This window comes from Rhizobium sp. R635 (assembly GCF_002211285.1).
Lineage (GTDB): Bacteria > Pseudomonadota > Alphaproteobacteria > Rhizobiales > Rhizobiaceae > Rhizobium.
This window is the reverse complement of sequence record NZ_LOKX01000034.1, coordinates 33679-50421: the sequence shown is the minus strand read 5'-3', so window position 1 is coordinate 50421 and position 16743 is coordinate 33679. Positions and strand designations below refer to the sequence as shown.

The following is a 16743-nucleotide window of genomic DNA, read 5'->3' as shown; positions in this document are numbered from 1 at the left end:
CTGAATGGAGGAGGATTGGACCGGCGCCGCCGGGAGGTCAAGCGGCGCCGCATTCGGGTTTTCTATTCAGGGCAGACTTTGACGCGGTAGGGCTCGCCCCAGCGGTCGTGGCGCCATTCGATATGGCAATAGGACGGCCGGTAATAGGTCCGGTAGACTGGATAGGGACGATAGACAGGGTAGGCGGGATAAACGGGGTAGGCGGGGCGGGCTGCTTGCGACAGCAGGGCGCCGCCGACGACGCCGGCGGCAAGGCCGCCCCAGAAGGCATCGCGCGGATGGGCATCGGCAGTGGTGGCAGTGGCGAGCGAGGCGCCGGCAAAGGTCAGCGCGATCAGGCCCGTCGCCATGGTCTTATGAAAAACGGACATGGTATTTTCCTTGATTTGGACTGGCTTCTATAAAGCCATGGCCAGACTCCGCCCGAATCGCGGCGGAGCGATGGCCGCACAAGGGCACTCCGGATTAAATTTTGGTCATGATTTCAACGGCCGCCGAGAGTAAAACGGATCGCGGCCGGCCGGATTTTCCGGCGATGATGGCATGCTTCGGGTTTCGCGCAGAAAATGCGGCCTCTTCAGCCCGATAATCCGGCGTGTAAAATTCCGCCCTCGAAATTTATGGTTAAAACCTTGTTAAAAGCCTTGGCGTTATAGTCTTTGTAGTTGATATTTCATTCATTGCGGGAGCGACGATTTCTTGAAATCAGCCAGGGACATTCTGGAATTGGCTTGCCGCCGGATCGCCGATCTGGACACCCCGGCCTATGTCAAGAACAGCGAGCTGCGCTATGTCGCCGTCAACGAGGCCTATGCCGATTTCCTGGGCCGGGAGATTTCCGATTTCATCGGCAGACGCAGCCGCGAGCTCTTCGACCGCCCCGAGGAAGAGGATCGCGAGGACAAGGAACGCCGCGCGCTGGTGTTCGGCACCGAAGAAAACGCCATCTGCTTCGATGCCGCGGGCCTTGGCCACGAGCGAATCCAGATCGAAAGCTTCTCGCCGTCGCCGGAGCGGATCTATGTGCTCGGCATCTTTGAAGCCCGCGAGCGCCGCGCCGCTGCCAATAGGGAGATCGTCGGCAGCGCTCGGGCTGTAAACGATTCCGGGACGGCAAAGGATCTCGGGATTGCGGGCGACCCTGGGATTGCCGCCGATTTCGCTGAGGTGCGCGCGGCGCTGGAAAAGCTGGACCATCCGGTCGGCATCTTTGCGGCAGACGGCCGGCCGCTGGTCGTCAATGCCGCCTATCGCGACGGTGCGAGCCCTGCGCCCGCCGGCGACTCGGCCTGGGGAGAGAGCGTCAACGAACTCGACGTTCTGCGCACCGTCCTGGAGGACCTGCCGGTGGCGGTCTTCGTCCGCGACGACAAGCATCGCCTGGTCTATGCCAACAAATATTATGAGACCTTCAGCGGCCGCTCCCGCTCGGAGTATCTGGGAATGACCGAACACGAAATGTTCGGGCCGGAGGGTGCTGAGCCGATCTACCAGGAAAACCTGCTGGCGCTCAGGGAGGGCATTTCGGTAGAGCTCGAGAGCTGGATGCCGAGCAGCAGCGGCCATGTCTATCCCGTCATCTCTCGCGTCAGCCGCGTCATGACGGCGGATGGGCGAACCTATGTCGTCGGCTCCTTTTCCGATATTTCGCCGCTCAAGGAGCGCGAGAAGGCGCTGATCGCGTCGCGCAAGCAGGAAGAAGTGCTGCATCGGGATATTGAGAGCATCCTGCGTTCGCTGCCGGTCGGCGTGCTGATCCTCGATAACGACCACCGGATTCTCTACGTCAACGACGAATTCTACAGCATCTGGGAACTGCCGCTCGACGATCCTTTCGACGGCCGTCCGTTCATCGACGTCATCCGCCGGAATTACGAGCTCGGCCGCTACGACGGAACACAGACGCCGGAAGAGATCTACGCCTTCCGCAAGCACCTGTTCGAGGCCGAAGAGCCGGAGCCGATCGAGCTCGGCTGGGCGGGCGCCAAATCCGTGATCTTCGACAGCCGCCGCATCTCCAACGACCGCATCCTGCTGACCTATGCCGATATCTCGGCAGTGCGCGAGCGGGAAAAGGAAATCCACGAGACGCGCGCCGCCCTCGAGCGGCTCGGCGAGATGATGCGGGATGCGACGCATGCCATGTCGCAGGGGCTTGCGATCGTCCAGGACGGCATCATCAAGATGTCCAATGAGGCGATGGCCGATATCCTGCAGATCCCGCCGCACTATATCGAGGCCGGCCAGGGCTGGCTCGGCATGTTCGAATTCTGCGCGGCGCGCGGCGATTTCCACGATGCGGCGGATGAGATCCTGCAGGAGTGGCGCGCCAATATCGCCGCCAGGCAGCCGATTTCCACCGTCTTCCATGTCGGCGGCGAGCGCTGGGTGAACATGGATGCGACCGTCAGCCGGGGACAGCATTGGGTGGCGCTGTTCACCGACGTCACCGACCTCAAGAGCCGCGAGGAGGAACTGCGCGAACTCCTGTCGCGCGCCGAAGCCGCCGACCGCGCCAAATCCGAATTCCTCGCCAATATGAGCCACGAGATCCGCACGCCGATGAACGGCGTGCTCGGGATGGCGGAACTGCTTGCCAAGACCAATCTCGACACGCGCCAGAAGACCTTCATCGACATCATCGTCAAGTCGGGCAATGCGCTGCTGACCATTATCAACGACATCCTCGACTTCTCGAAGATCGATGCCGGGCAGATGAAACTGCGCCGAGCCGCCTTCGACATCATCGAAGCGGTGGAGGATGTGGCGACGCTCCTCTCCTCGCATGCCGCCGAGAAGAACATCGAGCTTTTGGTGCGGGCTGCACCCGACCTGCCGGCCGCGGTGATCGGAGACGCCGGGCGCTTCCGCCAGATCGTCACCAATCTCGTCGGCAATGCCGTCAAGTTCACCGAGCGCGGCCATGTTTTCGTCGATGTCGGCTTCCAGCCGGCCGCCGGCGGCGAGATCCTGGCGACGATCCGCATCGAGGACACGGGGATCGGCATTCCGAGGGAAAAGCTCGAATCGGTCTTCGACAAATTTTCGCAGGTCGACGCCTCCTCGACCCGGCGGCATGAGGGAACCGGGCTCGGCCTTGCGATCACCGCCGGCCTCGTCGACCTCTTCGGCGGCTATATCAATGTCGAGAGCGAATGGGGCAAGGGCTCGGTCTTCACGGTCAATCTGCCCTTTGCGGTGGCGGCTGCCCGCCTCGAGCCGAAGCCGCTGCCGATCAACGTGCAGGGCGCGCGCATCCTCGTCGTCGACGACAATGAGGTGAACCGCCGCATCCTCACCGAGCAGCTTTCGCTCTGGGGCTTCGACGGCGTGGCCGCCGAGGGCGGCGGCACGGGTCTCGCGATCCTGGAAGCGGCGGCCAATCTCGGCGTTACCGTCGATGCCGTCGTGCTCGACTACCACATGCCCGATATGAACGGCGCCGATGTCGCCCGCCGGCTGCGCGCCGATCCCCGCTTCGTCGAGCTGCCGATCATTTTCCTCACCTCGATGGATATTTCGGGCACGGAAAAGGAATTCGCGGCGCTGAACGGCCATGCGCATCTGATGAAGCCGGCGCGCGCCAACGTGCTGCGCAATACCGTGGTCGAAGTGGTGCGCGCCCGGCGCGTCAAGCAGGCTTCGGAAGCCGAGATCGCCCGGCTGCAGGCGGAAGCGGCCGTGCCAGCGCAGGCGCCAGTGCCTGCACCCGAGCCGCAGAAGCGGGCGGCCGAATTCGTCGACGTGCTGGTTGCCGAAGACAATGAGGTCAACCAGATCGTCTTTACCCAGATCCTGCAGGGAACGGGGCTTTCCTTCCTGGTCGTCAACAACGGCCAGGAGGCGGTCGCCGCCTGGGAGAGCCACACGCCGCGCATCATCATGATGGACGTCTCGATGCCCGTCATGAACGGCCATGAAGCGACCCGGACGATCCGCGAAAGGGAAAAGGGGCAGGGCCATCGGGTACCGATCATCGGCGTCACCGCCCATGCGCTCGAAAGCGACCGCGAGGCCTGCCTCGACGCCGGCATGGACGATTACATGTCGAAGCCGATCAGCCCCGAACTGCTGGAGGAGAAGATCCGGCAATGGCTCGGCAAGGATGAGCTGCAGCCGGAGCGCACGAGTTACTGATCCCCATCGAATGGCAGTCGTAGGGCTTACCGGCCGGGTGCCTTGACGCCGCAAAGCATTTCGCGCTTGCCGGCGAAGCCTTTGCGGCGTTCGACGGCAAAGCCGGCGGCGATGAGGTTGCGGCGCACGAAGCCGGCTGCTGCGTAAGTTGCGAAGGTGCCGTCGGCGGCGGTCTTTTCGGCGACCTCGCGCATCAGCTCTTCCGACCACATGTCGCCGTTGCGCGAGGGCGCGAAGCCATCGAGATACCAGGCGTCGAAGCCGGGCTTTGCCGCGGCGACGCCGTCGAGTGCCGCGCCGCAGATGACGCTGAGCCGCGTCTGGGCATCGAGATCGAGCGAGACGGTGCCGGCAGGCGTTTGCGGCCAGGCCGCCGTCAGCGCCTCGCGTTCCGCATCGATTTCCGGCCAGTGCGACAGCGCCCGGCCGATCTCTTCGCCGCGCATCGGGTGGAGTTCGAAGGAGATGAAATGCAGGCGCTGGCCGTCGGCGCGGTGAAGCTTCCATTGCCGCCAGGTCTCGGCGAAGTTCAGGCCGGTGCCGAAGCCGAGCTCGCCGATCACGAATTCCTGCCGCCCGTTCCAGCGCTCCGGCAGGCCGTTGCCGGCGAGGAAGACATGGCCGCATTCCAGCCGGCCATCGGTCTGGCAATAAAAATGATCGCCAAAGGCGGTGGAATAAGGCATATCGCCGTCGCGCCATTCAAGCGGCTGCGGCGCGCCCGCGCCAATCTGATCTGGGTTCACCTCTGTCATGGAAAAAGCCGATAGTCCTCAGCAGGCGTCCGGTCAATCTTCTTGCGATTTGCTCATCGTCGGCGGCGGCATCATGGGGCTCTGGGCGGCCGTTCATGCCGAACGCCGGGGAATCAGCACCGTCCTTGCCGATGCCGGCAGCCTGGGGGCAGGGGCGAGCGGCGGGTTGCTCGGCGCGCTGATGCCGCATATGCCGGACCGGTGGTCGCAGAAGAAGCAGTTTCAGTTCGACGCGCTGGTCTCGCTCGAAGCCGAAATCACGGCGCTTGAAGCAGCAACCGGGCTTTCGGCCGGTTACAGCAGGTCCGGGCGGCTGATCCCGCTGCCGAAACCGCATCTCAACCGCATCGCGCGCGGCCACTCCGAGGATGCCGAACGCCATTGGCGGGCAGGCGAGCGCCGCTTCCACTGGCACGTGCTTGACCGGCCGCTAAGGGAAGGCTGGGTCGAGGCCTCCGCCGGCGAGAGCGGTTTCGTGCATGACACGCTTGCCGGCCGCGTCGCGCCGCGCTCTTTGATCGCGGCACTGATCGCCTTCCTGCGGCGGGCAAAACATGTGCGCATCAAGGAACATGCTGTTATCGCCGATCTCGATCCGGATCGCGGTACGGCCGAGATGGGCGGCGAAACCATCACTTTCGGCCGCTGCATCCTGGCCGCCGGCCACCAGTCCTTTCTTCTGCTCGATGGGCTGACGCCAGGCTTGAAGCAGCCGCTCGGCCAGCCGGTCAAAGGGCAGGCGGCGCTGTTGAAGGCGGATGTCGACCCGGCGCTGCCGACGATCTTTCTCGATGGGCTCTATGTCGTCGCGCATGAGGGCGGGCATGCGGCGATCGGCAGCACCAGCGAGAACCGTTTCGAAGATCCCTTCTCGACCGATGCCCAGCTCGACGCGCTGATCGCGGCGGCGCGGGCGATCGTGCCGGCGCTTCGCGATGCGCCCGTCGTCGAGCGCTGGGCGGGGCTTCGGCCGAAGGCGATCGACCGCGATCCGATGATCGGCCGCCATCCTGACCATCCCCGCCTGATCGCACTGACCGGCGGCTTCAAGGTCAGCTTCGGGCTCGCCCACCGGCTGGCGGAGGCGGCAATCTGTATCGCAGGCGATACAGATTGCGGATTTTCGCTGCCGGAGAGCTTTGCGATTGCAAGCCATATCGCTGTCGCTTCACGTTAAACGTGAACTGGATGCAACTTCGTTTCGTTATTCTGTCATGCAAATCACCTATCTGCTTGCGCATCGGCAGCGCCTGAAGTCACCGGCGCTCACTTCCTTGATGGAGGAAATTGCATGCGCTATGCCATTTGCTTCACGCCCCCGGCGAGTGACCCGCTGTCGCTCGTGGCCGCCAATTGGCTTGGCCGAAACGTGTTTTCTGGCGAGATGGTGGAGCCGCCGGCCGTTCGCGGCCTCGGTATTCACGAAATCGCCTTTCATACGGCCGTGCCGCGGCGCTATGGTTTTCACGGTGTTTTGAAAGCGCCGTTCCACCTGTCTCCCGACATATCGGAGTCGCAACTCCTGCGCGATCTGATGCGCTTCTCCGGAACCATGCTTCCCTTCCGGCTGCCGCGTCTCGAAATCGCCCGGCTCGGCAATTTCTACAGCCTGCTGCCGAACACTCCCTGCGAGCAGATCCAGTATCTCGCCTCGGCGATCGTGCAGGAATTCGACCGTTTCCGCGCGCCGCTGAGCGAGGCCGAGATCGAGCGGAGCGACCCGGACGGTCTGTCGGCCGCGCAGTTCGCCAATCTCCACCGCTGGGGCAACCCTTATGTGATGGAGGAGTTCCGCTTCCATATGCCGGTGACGGGGCCGGTCAATGTCGTGGACATGCCGCGCATCGAGCCGGCGCTGCGGACGATCTTCGGGCCTGTGCTCGGCGAACCGGTGCTGATCTCCAATGTGGCGCTGATGATCGAAGAGGGCACGGGCGGCCCGTTCCGGGTTCACTCGCTTCACCCGATGGGCAAGGTCAGCGCGCGCAAGATCGCCTGAGCATACGGACGCGCTAAGGATTTGTTCCATAACGGGAAAAATCCGTCGCGCAGTTTCCGTCTCGACATTCCGGCTGCGGATGATACCGTTCCCCGTCTTTTCAGAAGGTGATTTAATGGTATCCGAGACCTATCCGCGCAATCTCGTCGGCTACGGGCGTCAGACGCCCGATCCGAAATGGCCGGGCGAGGCACGCATAGCCGTGCAATTCGTCATCAATTACGAGGAGGGCGGCGAAAGCTGCATCCTCGAAGGCGACACGGCCTCCGAAAACCTGCTGTCGGAAATCGTCGGCGCGGCCGCCTGGCCGGGGCAGCGCAACCTCAACATGGAATCGATCTACGAATATGGTTCGCGCGCCGGTTTCTGGCGGCTCTGGCGGATGTTCACCGGTCTCAAGGTGCAGGCGACCGTCTATGGCGTGACGCTGGCCATGGCCCGCAATCCCGAGGCCGTCGCGGCGATGAAGGAAGCCGGCTGGGAGATCGCCAGCCACGGCTATCGCTGGCTGGAATACAAGGATTTTCCCGAGGATCTGGAGCGCAAGCATATTCTCGAAGCCGTGCGCCTTCACACCGAACTCACCGGCGAGCGGCCCTACGGCATGTATCAGGGCAAACCATCAGACAATACGCTGCGGCTGGTGCAGGAAGAGGGCGGTTTCCTCTATTCCTCCGATTCCTACGCCGACGACCTCCCTTATTGGGTGAAGGGCGTCGACGGGAAACCCTTCCTGATCATCCCCTACACGCTCGAAACCAACGACATGCGCTTCGCGACGCCGCAGGGCTTCAACTCGGGCGACCAGTTTTTCACTTATCTCAAGGATGCGTTCGACACGCTTTATGAGGAAGGCAAGGACGGCAGCCCGAAGATGATGTCGATCGGCTTGCATTGCCGCCTCGTCGGGCGCCCCGGCCGCGCGGCCGCGCTGAAACGCTTCATCGAATATGTGCAGAAGCACGACAAGGTCTGGATTCCGCGCCGCATCGAGATCGCGGAGCACTGGCACAAGCACCATCAGCCGGATGCGCTCTGATGCAGTCGCGCCAGGATTTCGTTTCCCGCTTCGGCGGCGTCTTCGAGCATTCGCCTTTCATCGCCGAGCGGGCCTATGACGCCGGCGGCGTGAAGGAGCCGTTGACGGCATCGCGTGTGCATGCGGCCCTTGCCGCCGTCTTCCGCGCGGCGAGCGGCGAGGAGCGTCTCGGTGTGCTCTGCGCCCATCCCGATCTTGCCGGGCGCCTCGCCATTTCAGGCGAGCTCACCGAGGACAGCCGCAAGGAACAGGCCGGCGCCGGCCTCGACCGCCTGAGCCCGGCCGAACATGCCCGCTTCACCGAACTCAATTCGGCCTATGTCGAAAAATTCGGCTTTCCCTTCATCATCGCCGTCAAGGGACTGGATAAGGGCGATATCCTCGCGGCCTTCGAGGCGCGGATCGGCAATGGCCGGGATGAGGAATTGGCGACCGCGGCCGCCCAGGTCGAGCGGATCGCACTGCTGCGCCTGACATCGATGCTGCCGGAGGCCGAATGAAAGAGCGGCGCGCGATCGACTATCTCAATGAGATGTATGAGGCGGCGTCCGAAGCGCTGTCTTTCGTCGGCGGAATGGATGGGGCGGCCTTCGCCGGGGACAAGCTCACCTTCAAGGCGGTGGCCTTCTGCCACTTCACCATCGGCGCCGCGGCCTCCCGCCTGCTGGTGACGCATCCGGAATTTGCGACCGAGCACCCCGACCTGCCGTGGACGAAGATCTGCGGCACGGGCAATCGTATTCTGGAAGACGTCTTCGACCTCGATCCCGTCGACATGTGGGAGGCGACCTATCGCACGCTGCCGGAGCTTCTTTCCGCGATCGATGCCATCCGCAACTGGCATGCCCAGGGTGAGTGAAGCCATGTCCGAATTTCTCGACATCCGCCCGCTCACCCGCTCCGCCTTCGCGCCCTTCGGCGAAGTGATCGAGGCCGATCCGGCCTCGATGCGGTTCATCAATGGCGGCACGACGGAGCGCTTCCATGCGCTCGCCGCAGCCGAAGCGAGGGGTGAGGGCGCGCGCGTCATCATCAATCTCTTCCGTGGCCAGCCGCGCAGTTTTCCCTATGCGGTCGACATGATGGAGCGCCATCCCTTCGGCAGCCAGAGTTTCTCGCCGGTTTCGGGCCGCCCTTTCCTCATCGTCGTCTCCGAGGACGAGAACGGACGTCCCGGCCGGCCGCAAGTGTTTCTGGCGCGCGGGGATCAGGGCGTGAACTACCGCCGCAACGTCTGGCATCATCCGCTGATGGCGCTCGGCGAGCCCTCGGATTTCCTGGTCGTCGACCGCGACGGGCCGGGCAATAATCTGGAGGAATTCTTCTTCGAGACCCCCTTCATCATCAGAGAGCCAACCCTATGAGTGGACTGACCACGCATGTTCTCGACACCGCTCTCGGCAAGCCGGCCGAAGGCCTCAGGATCGATCTTTTCCGGATCGACGGCGAAATGCGCAGGCATCTGACGACGGTAGAGACCAATGCCGACGGCCGGGTCGATGGCGGCCCCATCCTCGCCGGTGAAAATTTCCACGTCGGGACCTATGAACTGGTCTTTCACGCCGGCGATTATCTCAGGTGCATCGGTACGCCGCTGCCGCATCCGGCCTTCCTCGACCTCGTGCCGATCCGCTTCGGCGTCGCCGATGTCACGGCGCATTACCACGTGCCCCTGCTGCTTTCGCCCTATGGCTATTCCACTTATAGAGGAAGCTGAATGAGGTTTGCCGCGATCGCCGACATTCACGGCAACCATCTGGCGCTCGAGGCGGTGCTTGCGGATATCCGGGCGCAGGGCATCGAGGAGATCGTCAATCTCGGTGATTTCTTCAGTGGCCCGCTGGAGGCCGGCCGGACGGCCGACATGCTGATGCCGCTCGGCCTGACCTCGGTGCGCGGCAATCACGACCGCTATCTCATCGAGCAGGACCCGGCCTTGATGCATGCTTCGGATGCCGTCGCTTACCGGCAACTGACGCCGTCCCATCTCGATTGGCTGCGGGGCCTGCCGTTCGATACCGTCTATCGCGGCGAGGCCTATCTCTGCCACGCGACGCCGAAGGACGACAATCTCTATTGGCTGGAGTCCGTCTCGCCGGAGGGCTACGTCTTTCCGAAGCCGATCGAAGCGATCAAGGCGCTGGCGGAGGGCATCGACCTGCCGTTGATCCTCTGCGGCCACAGCCATCTCCCGCGCGCCGTCCGCCTTTCCGACGGCCGCCTGATCGTCAATCCCGGCAGCGTCGGTTGCCCCGCCTATGACGATGTTCTGCCCTACTATCACAAGGTCGAAGCGGGCCATCCGCTGGCGAGCTATGCCATCCTGGAAAAGACGGCGGCGGGCTGGATATGGCAATTCCGAACCGTTGCCTATGACCATATGGCAATGTCGGCACTGGCCGCCGAAAGGGGCCGTGCCGACTGGGCGAGCGCGCTGGCGACAGGCTGGGTGCGCTAACTGGACCTGCCTGCGCCGGACTATTCCTTCTTCGGCGCCTGAGGGGCGATCGGCGTTGCCGGGGCTGCGGCCGGTGCTGCCGGCTTTGCCGGAGCCGTGGCCGGGATTGCAGGCCTTGCCGGAGGGGCGGCCGGCTTTGCCGGTTTTGCGCCATCGAGATTTCCAAGGAGGGCCGAAATGGCGTTATCGCCGTCGAAGCCCGCTTCCTGCAACAGCTTGTCGAGGATCGGCTTATTGGCCTGGTAGGCGAGCAACTGGCCAGCCAGTCCTTCGCCCATGCCGATGCCGCCTTCTCCGTTCGCGCCGTTTCCGCGGCCGAGCATGCCGCCGGTGTCGAAGATCCTGATATCGGAGATCTTCTCGATCGGCTTGACCGCCTCGGCGAGCGCCTCGGGAATGATGCGGATACGCTCGCGGGTGATCTCGAACTCGATGATGGTCTGGCTGAGCTTGTTGCGGGCTTCGTTGAGAAGCGCTTCGCTTTCAGCCTGAGCCCGGCCGGTTTCGAGGATGCCCTTGGCCTTGATGATCGCCGCATCCGCTTCGGCGGTCGCAAGCGTCTTGATGGCTTCCGCCTGGTCGATCGCAGCCTGCTTCTCGGCCTCCGCGCCGACGGTGACGGCGGTGGCTTCGGTTTCGGCGGTCTTGCGCGCATCGATCACGGCGATCTGCTTTTCGCGCTCGGCAATTTCGATGGCCTTGGCGGTGCCGACCTTTTCCTCCGCCGCGATTGCGCGGGCGCGGGCCATTTCGGCAGTCGCCTTCGCCTCGGATTCTTCGCGGCTCTTGTTGGCGACGGCGATGGCGCTTTCCTGGGCGACGATCTGAAGGTCGCGCTTGGCTTCGGTATCGCGCTGCTGGACGGCGCGGGCGGCATCGATGTTGGCGCTTTCGCGGGCCTGCTTGGCGGCTGCCTCTCGCTCGGCGATCGCCTGTTCGGAGGCGATGCGGGCCTCCTCCTCGGCGCGCTTGGCCGCCTGTTCCTGCTGCGCGGTTTCGGCGCGCGTCGCGGCGGATTTGTTGGCGATGTCGCGTTCCTGGTTGAGTTCGGCTTCGCGCTTCGTCCGCTCGATCGCCAGCGACTGCTGGCGGGCTTCCAGATCCTTCTGGGCGATGGCGACTTCGGTGTCGCGGACGATTTCGTTTCGCTCCTTCTTGCGGCCCTCGGTGATGCGGGTCAGTGCCGCAAGACCCTGGGCGTCGAAGAAGTTGTTGGCGTTGAAATGCTTGATGTCGGTCTGGTCGAGACGGGTGAGCGACACGGATTCGAGCTCGAGACCGTTGGACTGGAGGTCTGCGCCGACGGCTTCCTGCACGGCCTTGACGAAATCCATGCGCTGTTCCTGCAGCGCGTCGAGGTTCATGGTCGCCGCCACCGAGCGGAGGCCGTCGACGAATTTCGCTTCGATCAGGATGCGGAGCGCCTCGGCGTCGTTGGTGCGGTTGCCGAGCGTCTGGGCGGCAAGGGCAATCGACGAGGCATCGGGTTTGACCCGCACGTAGAACTCGGCGCCGATATCGACGCGCATACGGTCCTTGGTGATCAGCGCATCGCCCTCGCCGCGGCGAACCTCGAGCCGCAGGGTTTTCAGGTTCACCCTGGCGGTTGAGTGAAAAATCGGCAGGACGACGGAACCGCCGTCGAGCACGACCTTCTGGCCGCCGAGGCCGGTGCGCACATAGGCCTCGTCGCGGCTGGAGCGCGTATAGAGAGAGGCGAGGACAAAGCCGATGCCGAAGATCAGAACGATGCCGATGCCGGCCGGTAGAATAATGTCATACATCATGGCTGCTCCCTGAAAGATTGATTGTCCGCTGCGGCGGGATCCGCCAGCGCGGGAATGGCGATAAATACATCTGCCTTGCGATCGACGAGGAGAACCTCGGTGCCGACCTTGAGAGGGCCCTGGTCTCTGGCGGCCTTGGCTCTCAGCACGTGCCAGTTTCCATGCTGGTCCTTGACGCGGACGCGCCCGGGCAGTCCCTGGTCGAGCGGACCGAGCGACACTTCGGCGGTCCGGCCGATCAGCGCGTCGAGATCGACGGCATAGGTCTCGTCGTGCGGCACGATCCGCGCCACGGTCCGGCTCGACGCCCTGACCATGGGAACCGTGACCAGGATGGCGGGAATGGCGGCGACGATGGCGGGAAGCGGCGCCCAGAAGGCGTTGGCGACGGCCTGTATGGCAAAGCCGGTCATGGCGAAGAAGCCGAGCGCCAGCATGATGAGGATGAGCAGGGGAACGCCACCGACATTGAGCCAGGATAGGTAGCCCGAGAGGCCGTCATGGCCATGGAAATCCGGTTTTCCCAGAAATTCCATGATCGAAAAACCCATGACGGTCGCAAGCATTTCGATTGCGGTCAGGCCTGCGAGCACGGCGGCGGCGATGGCGAAGGGAGCACATTCGGGGGCGAAGAGAAGTGCCATCGGCGTTACCGGTTATCCGCCTTGAAGCGAGCGAGGCGCGCCTCGATCGCCTGTTCGCGGTGCAGCCGGTCGAGTTCGTCCAGTTCGGAACTATGGATATGCTCGTCTGATGGAACGCCGGTCAGCCGCGAGACCGCGGCGGCCGCGCGGGCCGCACCGGCGCCCGGCGCGGGCCTGGCGTGGCCGGCTGCCACCTGTTCGGGATGCTGGGCGATGCTGCGCTTGAAATCGGCAAGGCGGGCGTCGGCCTCGCGGCGCGTTGCAAGCACGGCCTGCAGGGCTTTCTGGCCCTCGTCCACCTGCTCTTTGGCATCGGCCAGCGCCTTGTCGAGCGCGGCGATCTGGGATTCGAGATCGATCTGGCGGGCGACGCCGGCCTTTGCGAGGTCGTCGCGCCCGGAGGAGACGGCAAGGCGGATCTTTTCGTCGAGTGCGTTCATGTCCTCGACGATTTCGTCCCTGCGGCTCTGGATGCGGTATTCCTCGGCGCGCGCCTTGCCGATATCGGTGCGGGCCTCGTCCGCTGCCGCATCGATCTCGCGGATCGCCTGTTCGATGACGGCGATCTTGTTGACGCCTTCCGCCTTGTCGACCGCCGCATTCGCGATGCCCGCGATCAGGCGACCCATGCGTGAAAGAATGCCTTCGTTCGTCATGTTTTCCTCCATCCGAGCGGAATTCGGCGTGACGCCGATGTGAATCTCGTAATGATTGTGGCCGGCGACAAGATAGGCCGGAAAAATGCTCTCCCATCCCCTGGAATAACCGGCGACGTCGAAGGGCACGGCAACGCGCCCGTGCACCGTGGCGATCGTCAGGTCCGAGGGGCCTTTGATGGCGAAGAGCTTGTCATCGAGCGGCAGCTGCGGCGGATCGGCGATCACGCCGCGATTGGCGGCGAAATCACGAAGGCCGAGTGTGACCAGCCGCGCCGGCAGGCCCGTCTGTTCGCGAACGGTTTCATAGGCAAGCTCATGCAGGACGACGAGATTGGCGCCCGCCTTGTCGTCGATGATCTCAGTGAGGATGTCGATCATCCTGCGATAGGCGACAATGGTGTCGTCAAGCGCCTGCCGGGCCTGATCATCCGGCGCGAGCGTGTAGCGCAGCAGCGATGGGTGAGATGTCTTACCTATGTTCGCCATAGTATAAAACATAAAGCACCGCTTTTGTGCTTTCAAGAGGTGGCGCTAAAAATACAACCCGGTTTTAAAGGAGAGCGGCCCGGAAGGAACACTTGCCAAGCAACTCGAAAGAAACGGCGTTCGACATAGTTTCCGGAATACAATGCCGATGGAAGAACCGGCGCCCGATCGGCTCCGCTTCCTATCCGGCGGCCGTTTGCGCCTCACGAATACCGGCGCGGATACGGTTGACGGTGGTCCATGCGAGAAGCAGAGCCACCGCGGCCCAAAGCCATGAGGTCCACGCTGCAAACGTACCGCCAACGGCGATAAAGAGGCCGAGCGCGCCGAACAGCACTGCACGGTCGCTCTTGCCCAGCGGCCCGTCGTAACGCCGGCTTGCACCGACCGTTTGACCCAGGACGCCGGCAAATTCCGTCAGCGCCGAGAGGAATATGACTGTTATGACCGGCATCAGATCGTTCGGATCGATGAACGCAAACGGCAAATAAAGGGCAGCATCCGATATGACGTCACCGATCTCGTTGAGATAGGCGCCTAAAATGCTCTTCTGCCCATGTTCGCGCGCGAGCATGCCGTCAATGGCATTGAGGCCCATGCGCAGGAGAAACCATACAGGCACCAAGAAAAACCAATGCGGCAGCGGGGCGACGCTCAGAAAAAGGCCAAGTGCAACCGAGACGGCGGCAGCAACCGAAGTCACCTGATTGGCGGTAACGCCTCGCGCCGCCAGGGCGCGCACCAGAGGGCGGAGAATATCCTGAAATCGGGACTTCAATTGGTAAACGGACATGCTACCTCAGTGGAGTTTCGTGGCATGATCATAGTCTATCGGCTCGGACGTGCGGATCGTCGTACTTGTGAGGAAAGTCCCATCTCATGTCGGTCTTCTCAAGGACTTACATTTGCAGCTAGACTTTTGCAATAAAAGCAAATCACTGTTGCCGCCAATGGTTGCAACTCATCCATCAATCAGAATTGGAGAAGACCGTGCTGCAGACTACCGATAGCGTGCAACCGTCCTCGACGGCCAGACCAGTGCGTGAATCCGAATTTGTCTCGCATGACGGCACTCGACTGTTTTATCGGACCTGGCCTGCGACCGGCGCTGCAGCCAAGGGCGCGATCATTCTTCTCCATCGCGGCCATGAGCACAGCGGCCGCGTCGCCCATCTTCCCGCCGAGCTCGGCCTCGATGATTTTGCCTTCTACGCCTGGGACGCGCGCGGCCACGGGCGTTCGCCGGGAGAGCGCGGCTATTCGCCATCCTTTGCCGCCTCGGCGCGTGATCTCGATTGCTTCGTCCGCCATGTCAGCGAGACAAGCGGTACTGCGGTCGAAGACATCGCCGTCATTGCGCAGAGCGTCGGCGCGGTTCTTGCCAGCACCTGGGTGCACGACTATGCGCCGCCGATCCGTGCGTTCGTGCTGGCCTCACCCGCCTTCAGCGTCAAGCTCTATGTGCCTTTTGCCAGGGAAGGCATTGCGCTCTGGGAAAAGCTCAAGGGAACGTTCTTCGTCAATTCCTATGTCAAGGCGAGGTTTCTGACGCATGATCCGGAGCGCATCGCCTCCTTTGAAGCCGACCCTTTGATATCTAGGCCGATCGCCTCCAACATTCTGTTGCAGCTCTATGAGGCGGCAGCCCGCGTCGTCAGCGACGCCCGCGCCATCACCGTTCCGACCCAGTTGCTGATCTCCGGCAGCGACTGGGTGGTGCGGCATGCGCCGCAGCACCGGTTTTACGAAAACCTCGGCAGCCGCATCAAGGAACGGCATGTGCTCGCCGGCTTCTACCACGACACGCTTGGCGAAAGGGACCGGGCGATTGCGCTGGCCGAGGTTCGCCGTTTCATCGAAGCGCGTTTCGCCGAACCCCGGGCGCCTGCCGACCTTCGCACCGCCCATGTCCAGGGCTATACCAAGGACGAGGCCGACCGCCTCGCAAGCCCTCTGGACGCCGCATCCCCGCGCGGCATCTACTGGGCGCTCAGCCGTCTCAACATCAGGCTCGGCGCGCTGGTGTCCGAAGGCATAAAGACCGGCGTCAAGACCGGTTTCGATTCCGGCTCGACGCTCGATTACGTCTACGAGAATGAACCGCGGGGGCTCGGTCCCGGTGGGCGGTTGATCGACAAGGTGTTCCTCGAGGCGATCGGCTGGCGCGGCATCAGGCAACGCAAGCTGCATCTGCAGGAACTGATCGACCACGGGCTTCAACGCCTGAAGGCAGCCGGCCGCAGCACCCATATGCTCGACATCGCGGCCGGGCACGGCCGTTATGTCCTCGATGCGATCGAAACGGCTGCCGTGCGTCCCGATAGCGCGCGGCTGCAGGATTATTCCCCGATCAACGTCGAGGCCGGCCGCAACAGCATCGCCGCGCGTGGACTGGGTGATTTCGTGAGCTTCCGTCAGCAGGATGCCTTTGACGGCGAGGGGCTGGCTGCGATCACGCCGGCTCCGGATCTGGCGATCGTCTCCGGCCTTTACGAGCTGTTTTCCGACAATGCGATGATCGCCGCCTCGCTCGACGGGATCGCCCGCGCGATGCAGCCCGGTGGTCTGCTCGTCTACACCAACCAGCCATGGCATCCGCAACTGGAGATGATCGCCCGCGCGCTCACTTCCCACCGTGGCGGTCAGGCATGGGTGATGCGGCGGCGCACGCAAGAAGAAATGGATCAACTCATCGCCGCGGCCGGTTTCCGCAAGATCGAACAGCGCATCGACCAGTGGGGCATTTTCACCGTCTCGCTGGCGGAGAGAGTTTGAGGGC

Annotated in this window: 16 protein-coding genes; 10 read left to right on the top strand and 6 right to left on the bottom strand. The window is 63.3% G+C overall.

Annotation, left to right across the window (positions count from 1 at the left end; genetic code table 11):
* Nucleotides 1-62: 62 nt before the first annotated feature.
* Nucleotides 63-371, bottom strand: coding sequence for a hypothetical protein (locus ATY78_RS23225; RefSeq protein WP_088684657.1), 309 nt, complete (start codon nucleotides 369-371; stop codon nucleotides 63-65).
* Between the two features lie 328 nt (nucleotides 372-699).
* Between ATY78_RS23225 and ATY78_RS23220 the strand changes: the two genes are divergently transcribed.
* Nucleotides 700-4137: a response regulator gene (locus ATY78_RS23220; RefSeq protein WP_088684656.1), complete on the top strand. Its 3438-nt coding sequence runs from the start codon at nucleotides 700-702 to the stop codon at nucleotides 4135-4137.
* 26 nt (nucleotides 4138-4163) lie between these two features.
* Here the strand turns inward: ATY78_RS23220 and mnmD are convergent, their stop codons facing one another.
* Nucleotides 4164-4892, bottom strand: coding sequence for a tRNA (5-methylaminomethyl-2-thiouridine)(34)-methyltransferase MnmD (mnmD, locus tag ATY78_RS23215; RefSeq protein WP_088684655.1), 729 nt, complete (start codon nucleotides 4890-4892; stop codon nucleotides 4164-4166).
* On the opposite strand from mnmD, the gene ATY78_RS23210 reads away from it, so the two are divergent.
* From ATY78_RS23210 to ATY78_RS23175, 8 genes are all read left to right on the top strand, one after another.
* The gene (locus tag ATY78_RS23210) at nucleotides 4891-6069 is read left to right on the top strand and encodes an FAD-binding oxidoreductase (RefSeq protein ID WP_088684654.1); all 1179 of its coding nucleotides are present in this window, start codon (nucleotides 4891-4893) and stop codon (nucleotides 6067-6069) included. The two genes, mnmD and ATY78_RS23210, sit on opposite strands and share 2 nt — an antisense overlap.
* 114 nt (nucleotides 6070-6183) lie before the next feature.
* The gene (locus ATY78_RS23205; protein WP_088684653.1) at nucleotides 6184-6891 is read left to right on the top strand and encodes a DUF1045 domain-containing protein; all 708 of its coding nucleotides are present in this window, start codon (nucleotides 6184-6186) and stop codon (nucleotides 6889-6891) included.
* Between the two features lie 115 nt (nucleotides 6892-7006).
* Nucleotides 7007-7930 carry an allantoinase PuuE gene (gene puuE / locus ATY78_RS23200; protein ID WP_088684652.1) on the top strand — a complete coding sequence of 308 codons (924 nt, stop codon included), beginning with the start codon at nucleotides 7007-7009 and terminating at the stop codon, nucleotides 7928-7930.
* Nucleotides 7930-8430 (top strand): 2-oxo-4-hydroxy-4-carboxy-5-ureidoimidazoline decarboxylase, encoded by a 501-nt coding sequence (uraD, locus tag ATY78_RS23195; protein ID WP_088684651.1) that lies wholly within the window; start codon nucleotides 7930-7932, stop codon nucleotides 8428-8430. Before puuE ends, uraD begins: the two co-directional genes overlap by 1 nt.
* Nucleotides 8427-8789, top strand: coding sequence for a HepT-like ribonuclease domain-containing protein (locus ATY78_RS23190; RefSeq protein WP_088684650.1), 363 nt, complete (start codon nucleotides 8427-8429; stop codon nucleotides 8787-8789). The genes uraD and ATY78_RS23190 overlap by 4 nt, the downstream gene beginning before the upstream one ends.
* A 4-nt stretch (nucleotides 8790-8793) precedes the next feature.
* Nucleotides 8794-9294, top strand: coding sequence for an ureidoglycolate lyase (locus ATY78_RS23185; protein ID WP_088684649.1), 501 nt, complete (start codon nucleotides 8794-8796; stop codon nucleotides 9292-9294).
* Nucleotides 9291-9647, top strand: a complete 357-nt coding sequence (uraH, locus tag ATY78_RS23180; RefSeq protein ID WP_088684648.1) for a hydroxyisourate hydrolase — start codon at nucleotides 9291-9293, stop codon at nucleotides 9645-9647. The genes ATY78_RS23185 and uraH overlap by 4 nt, the downstream gene beginning before the upstream one ends.
* Nucleotides 9648-10388 carry a metallophosphoesterase family protein gene (locus ATY78_RS23175; RefSeq protein WP_088684647.1) on the top strand — a complete coding sequence of 247 codons (741 nt, stop codon included), beginning with the start codon at nucleotides 9648-9650 and terminating at the stop codon, nucleotides 10386-10388.
* Between the two features lie 20 nt (nucleotides 10389-10408).
* On the opposite strand, the gene ATY78_RS23170 is transcribed toward ATY78_RS23175, so the two are convergent.
* The 4 genes from ATY78_RS23170 to ATY78_RS23155 form a co-directional block, all read right to left on the bottom strand.
* Nucleotides 10409-12175: a flotillin domain-containing protein gene (locus ATY78_RS23170; protein ID WP_088684646.1), complete on the bottom strand. Its 1767-nt coding sequence runs from the start codon at nucleotides 12173-12175 to the stop codon at nucleotides 10409-10411.
* Nucleotides 12172-12819, bottom strand: coding sequence for an OB-fold-containig protein (locus ATY78_RS23165; protein ID WP_088684645.1), 648 nt, complete (start codon nucleotides 12817-12819; stop codon nucleotides 12172-12174). Before ATY78_RS23165 ends, ATY78_RS23170 begins: the two co-directional genes overlap by 4 nt.
* A 5-nt stretch (nucleotides 12820-12824) precedes the next feature.
* Nucleotides 12825-13964: a PspA/IM30 family protein gene (locus tag ATY78_RS23160; protein WP_088684644.1), complete on the bottom strand. Its 1140-nt coding sequence runs from the start codon at nucleotides 13962-13964 to the stop codon at nucleotides 12825-12827.
* Between the two features lie 181 nt (nucleotides 13965-14145).
* A complete protein-coding gene (locus ATY78_RS23155; protein WP_088684643.1) occupies nucleotides 14146-14757 on the bottom strand; it encodes a CDP-alcohol phosphatidyltransferase family protein in 612 nt (203 codons plus the stop codon).
* A 197-nt stretch (nucleotides 14758-14954) separates the two neighbouring features.
* On the opposite strand from ATY78_RS23155, the gene ATY78_RS23150 reads away from it, so the two are divergent.
* Nucleotides 14955-16739 (top strand): bifunctional alpha/beta hydrolase/class I SAM-dependent methyltransferase, encoded by a 1785-nt coding sequence (locus tag ATY78_RS23150; RefSeq protein WP_088684642.1) that lies wholly within the window; start codon nucleotides 14955-14957, stop codon nucleotides 16737-16739.
* The last annotated feature ends 4 nt before the right edge of the window (nucleotides 16740-16743 follow it).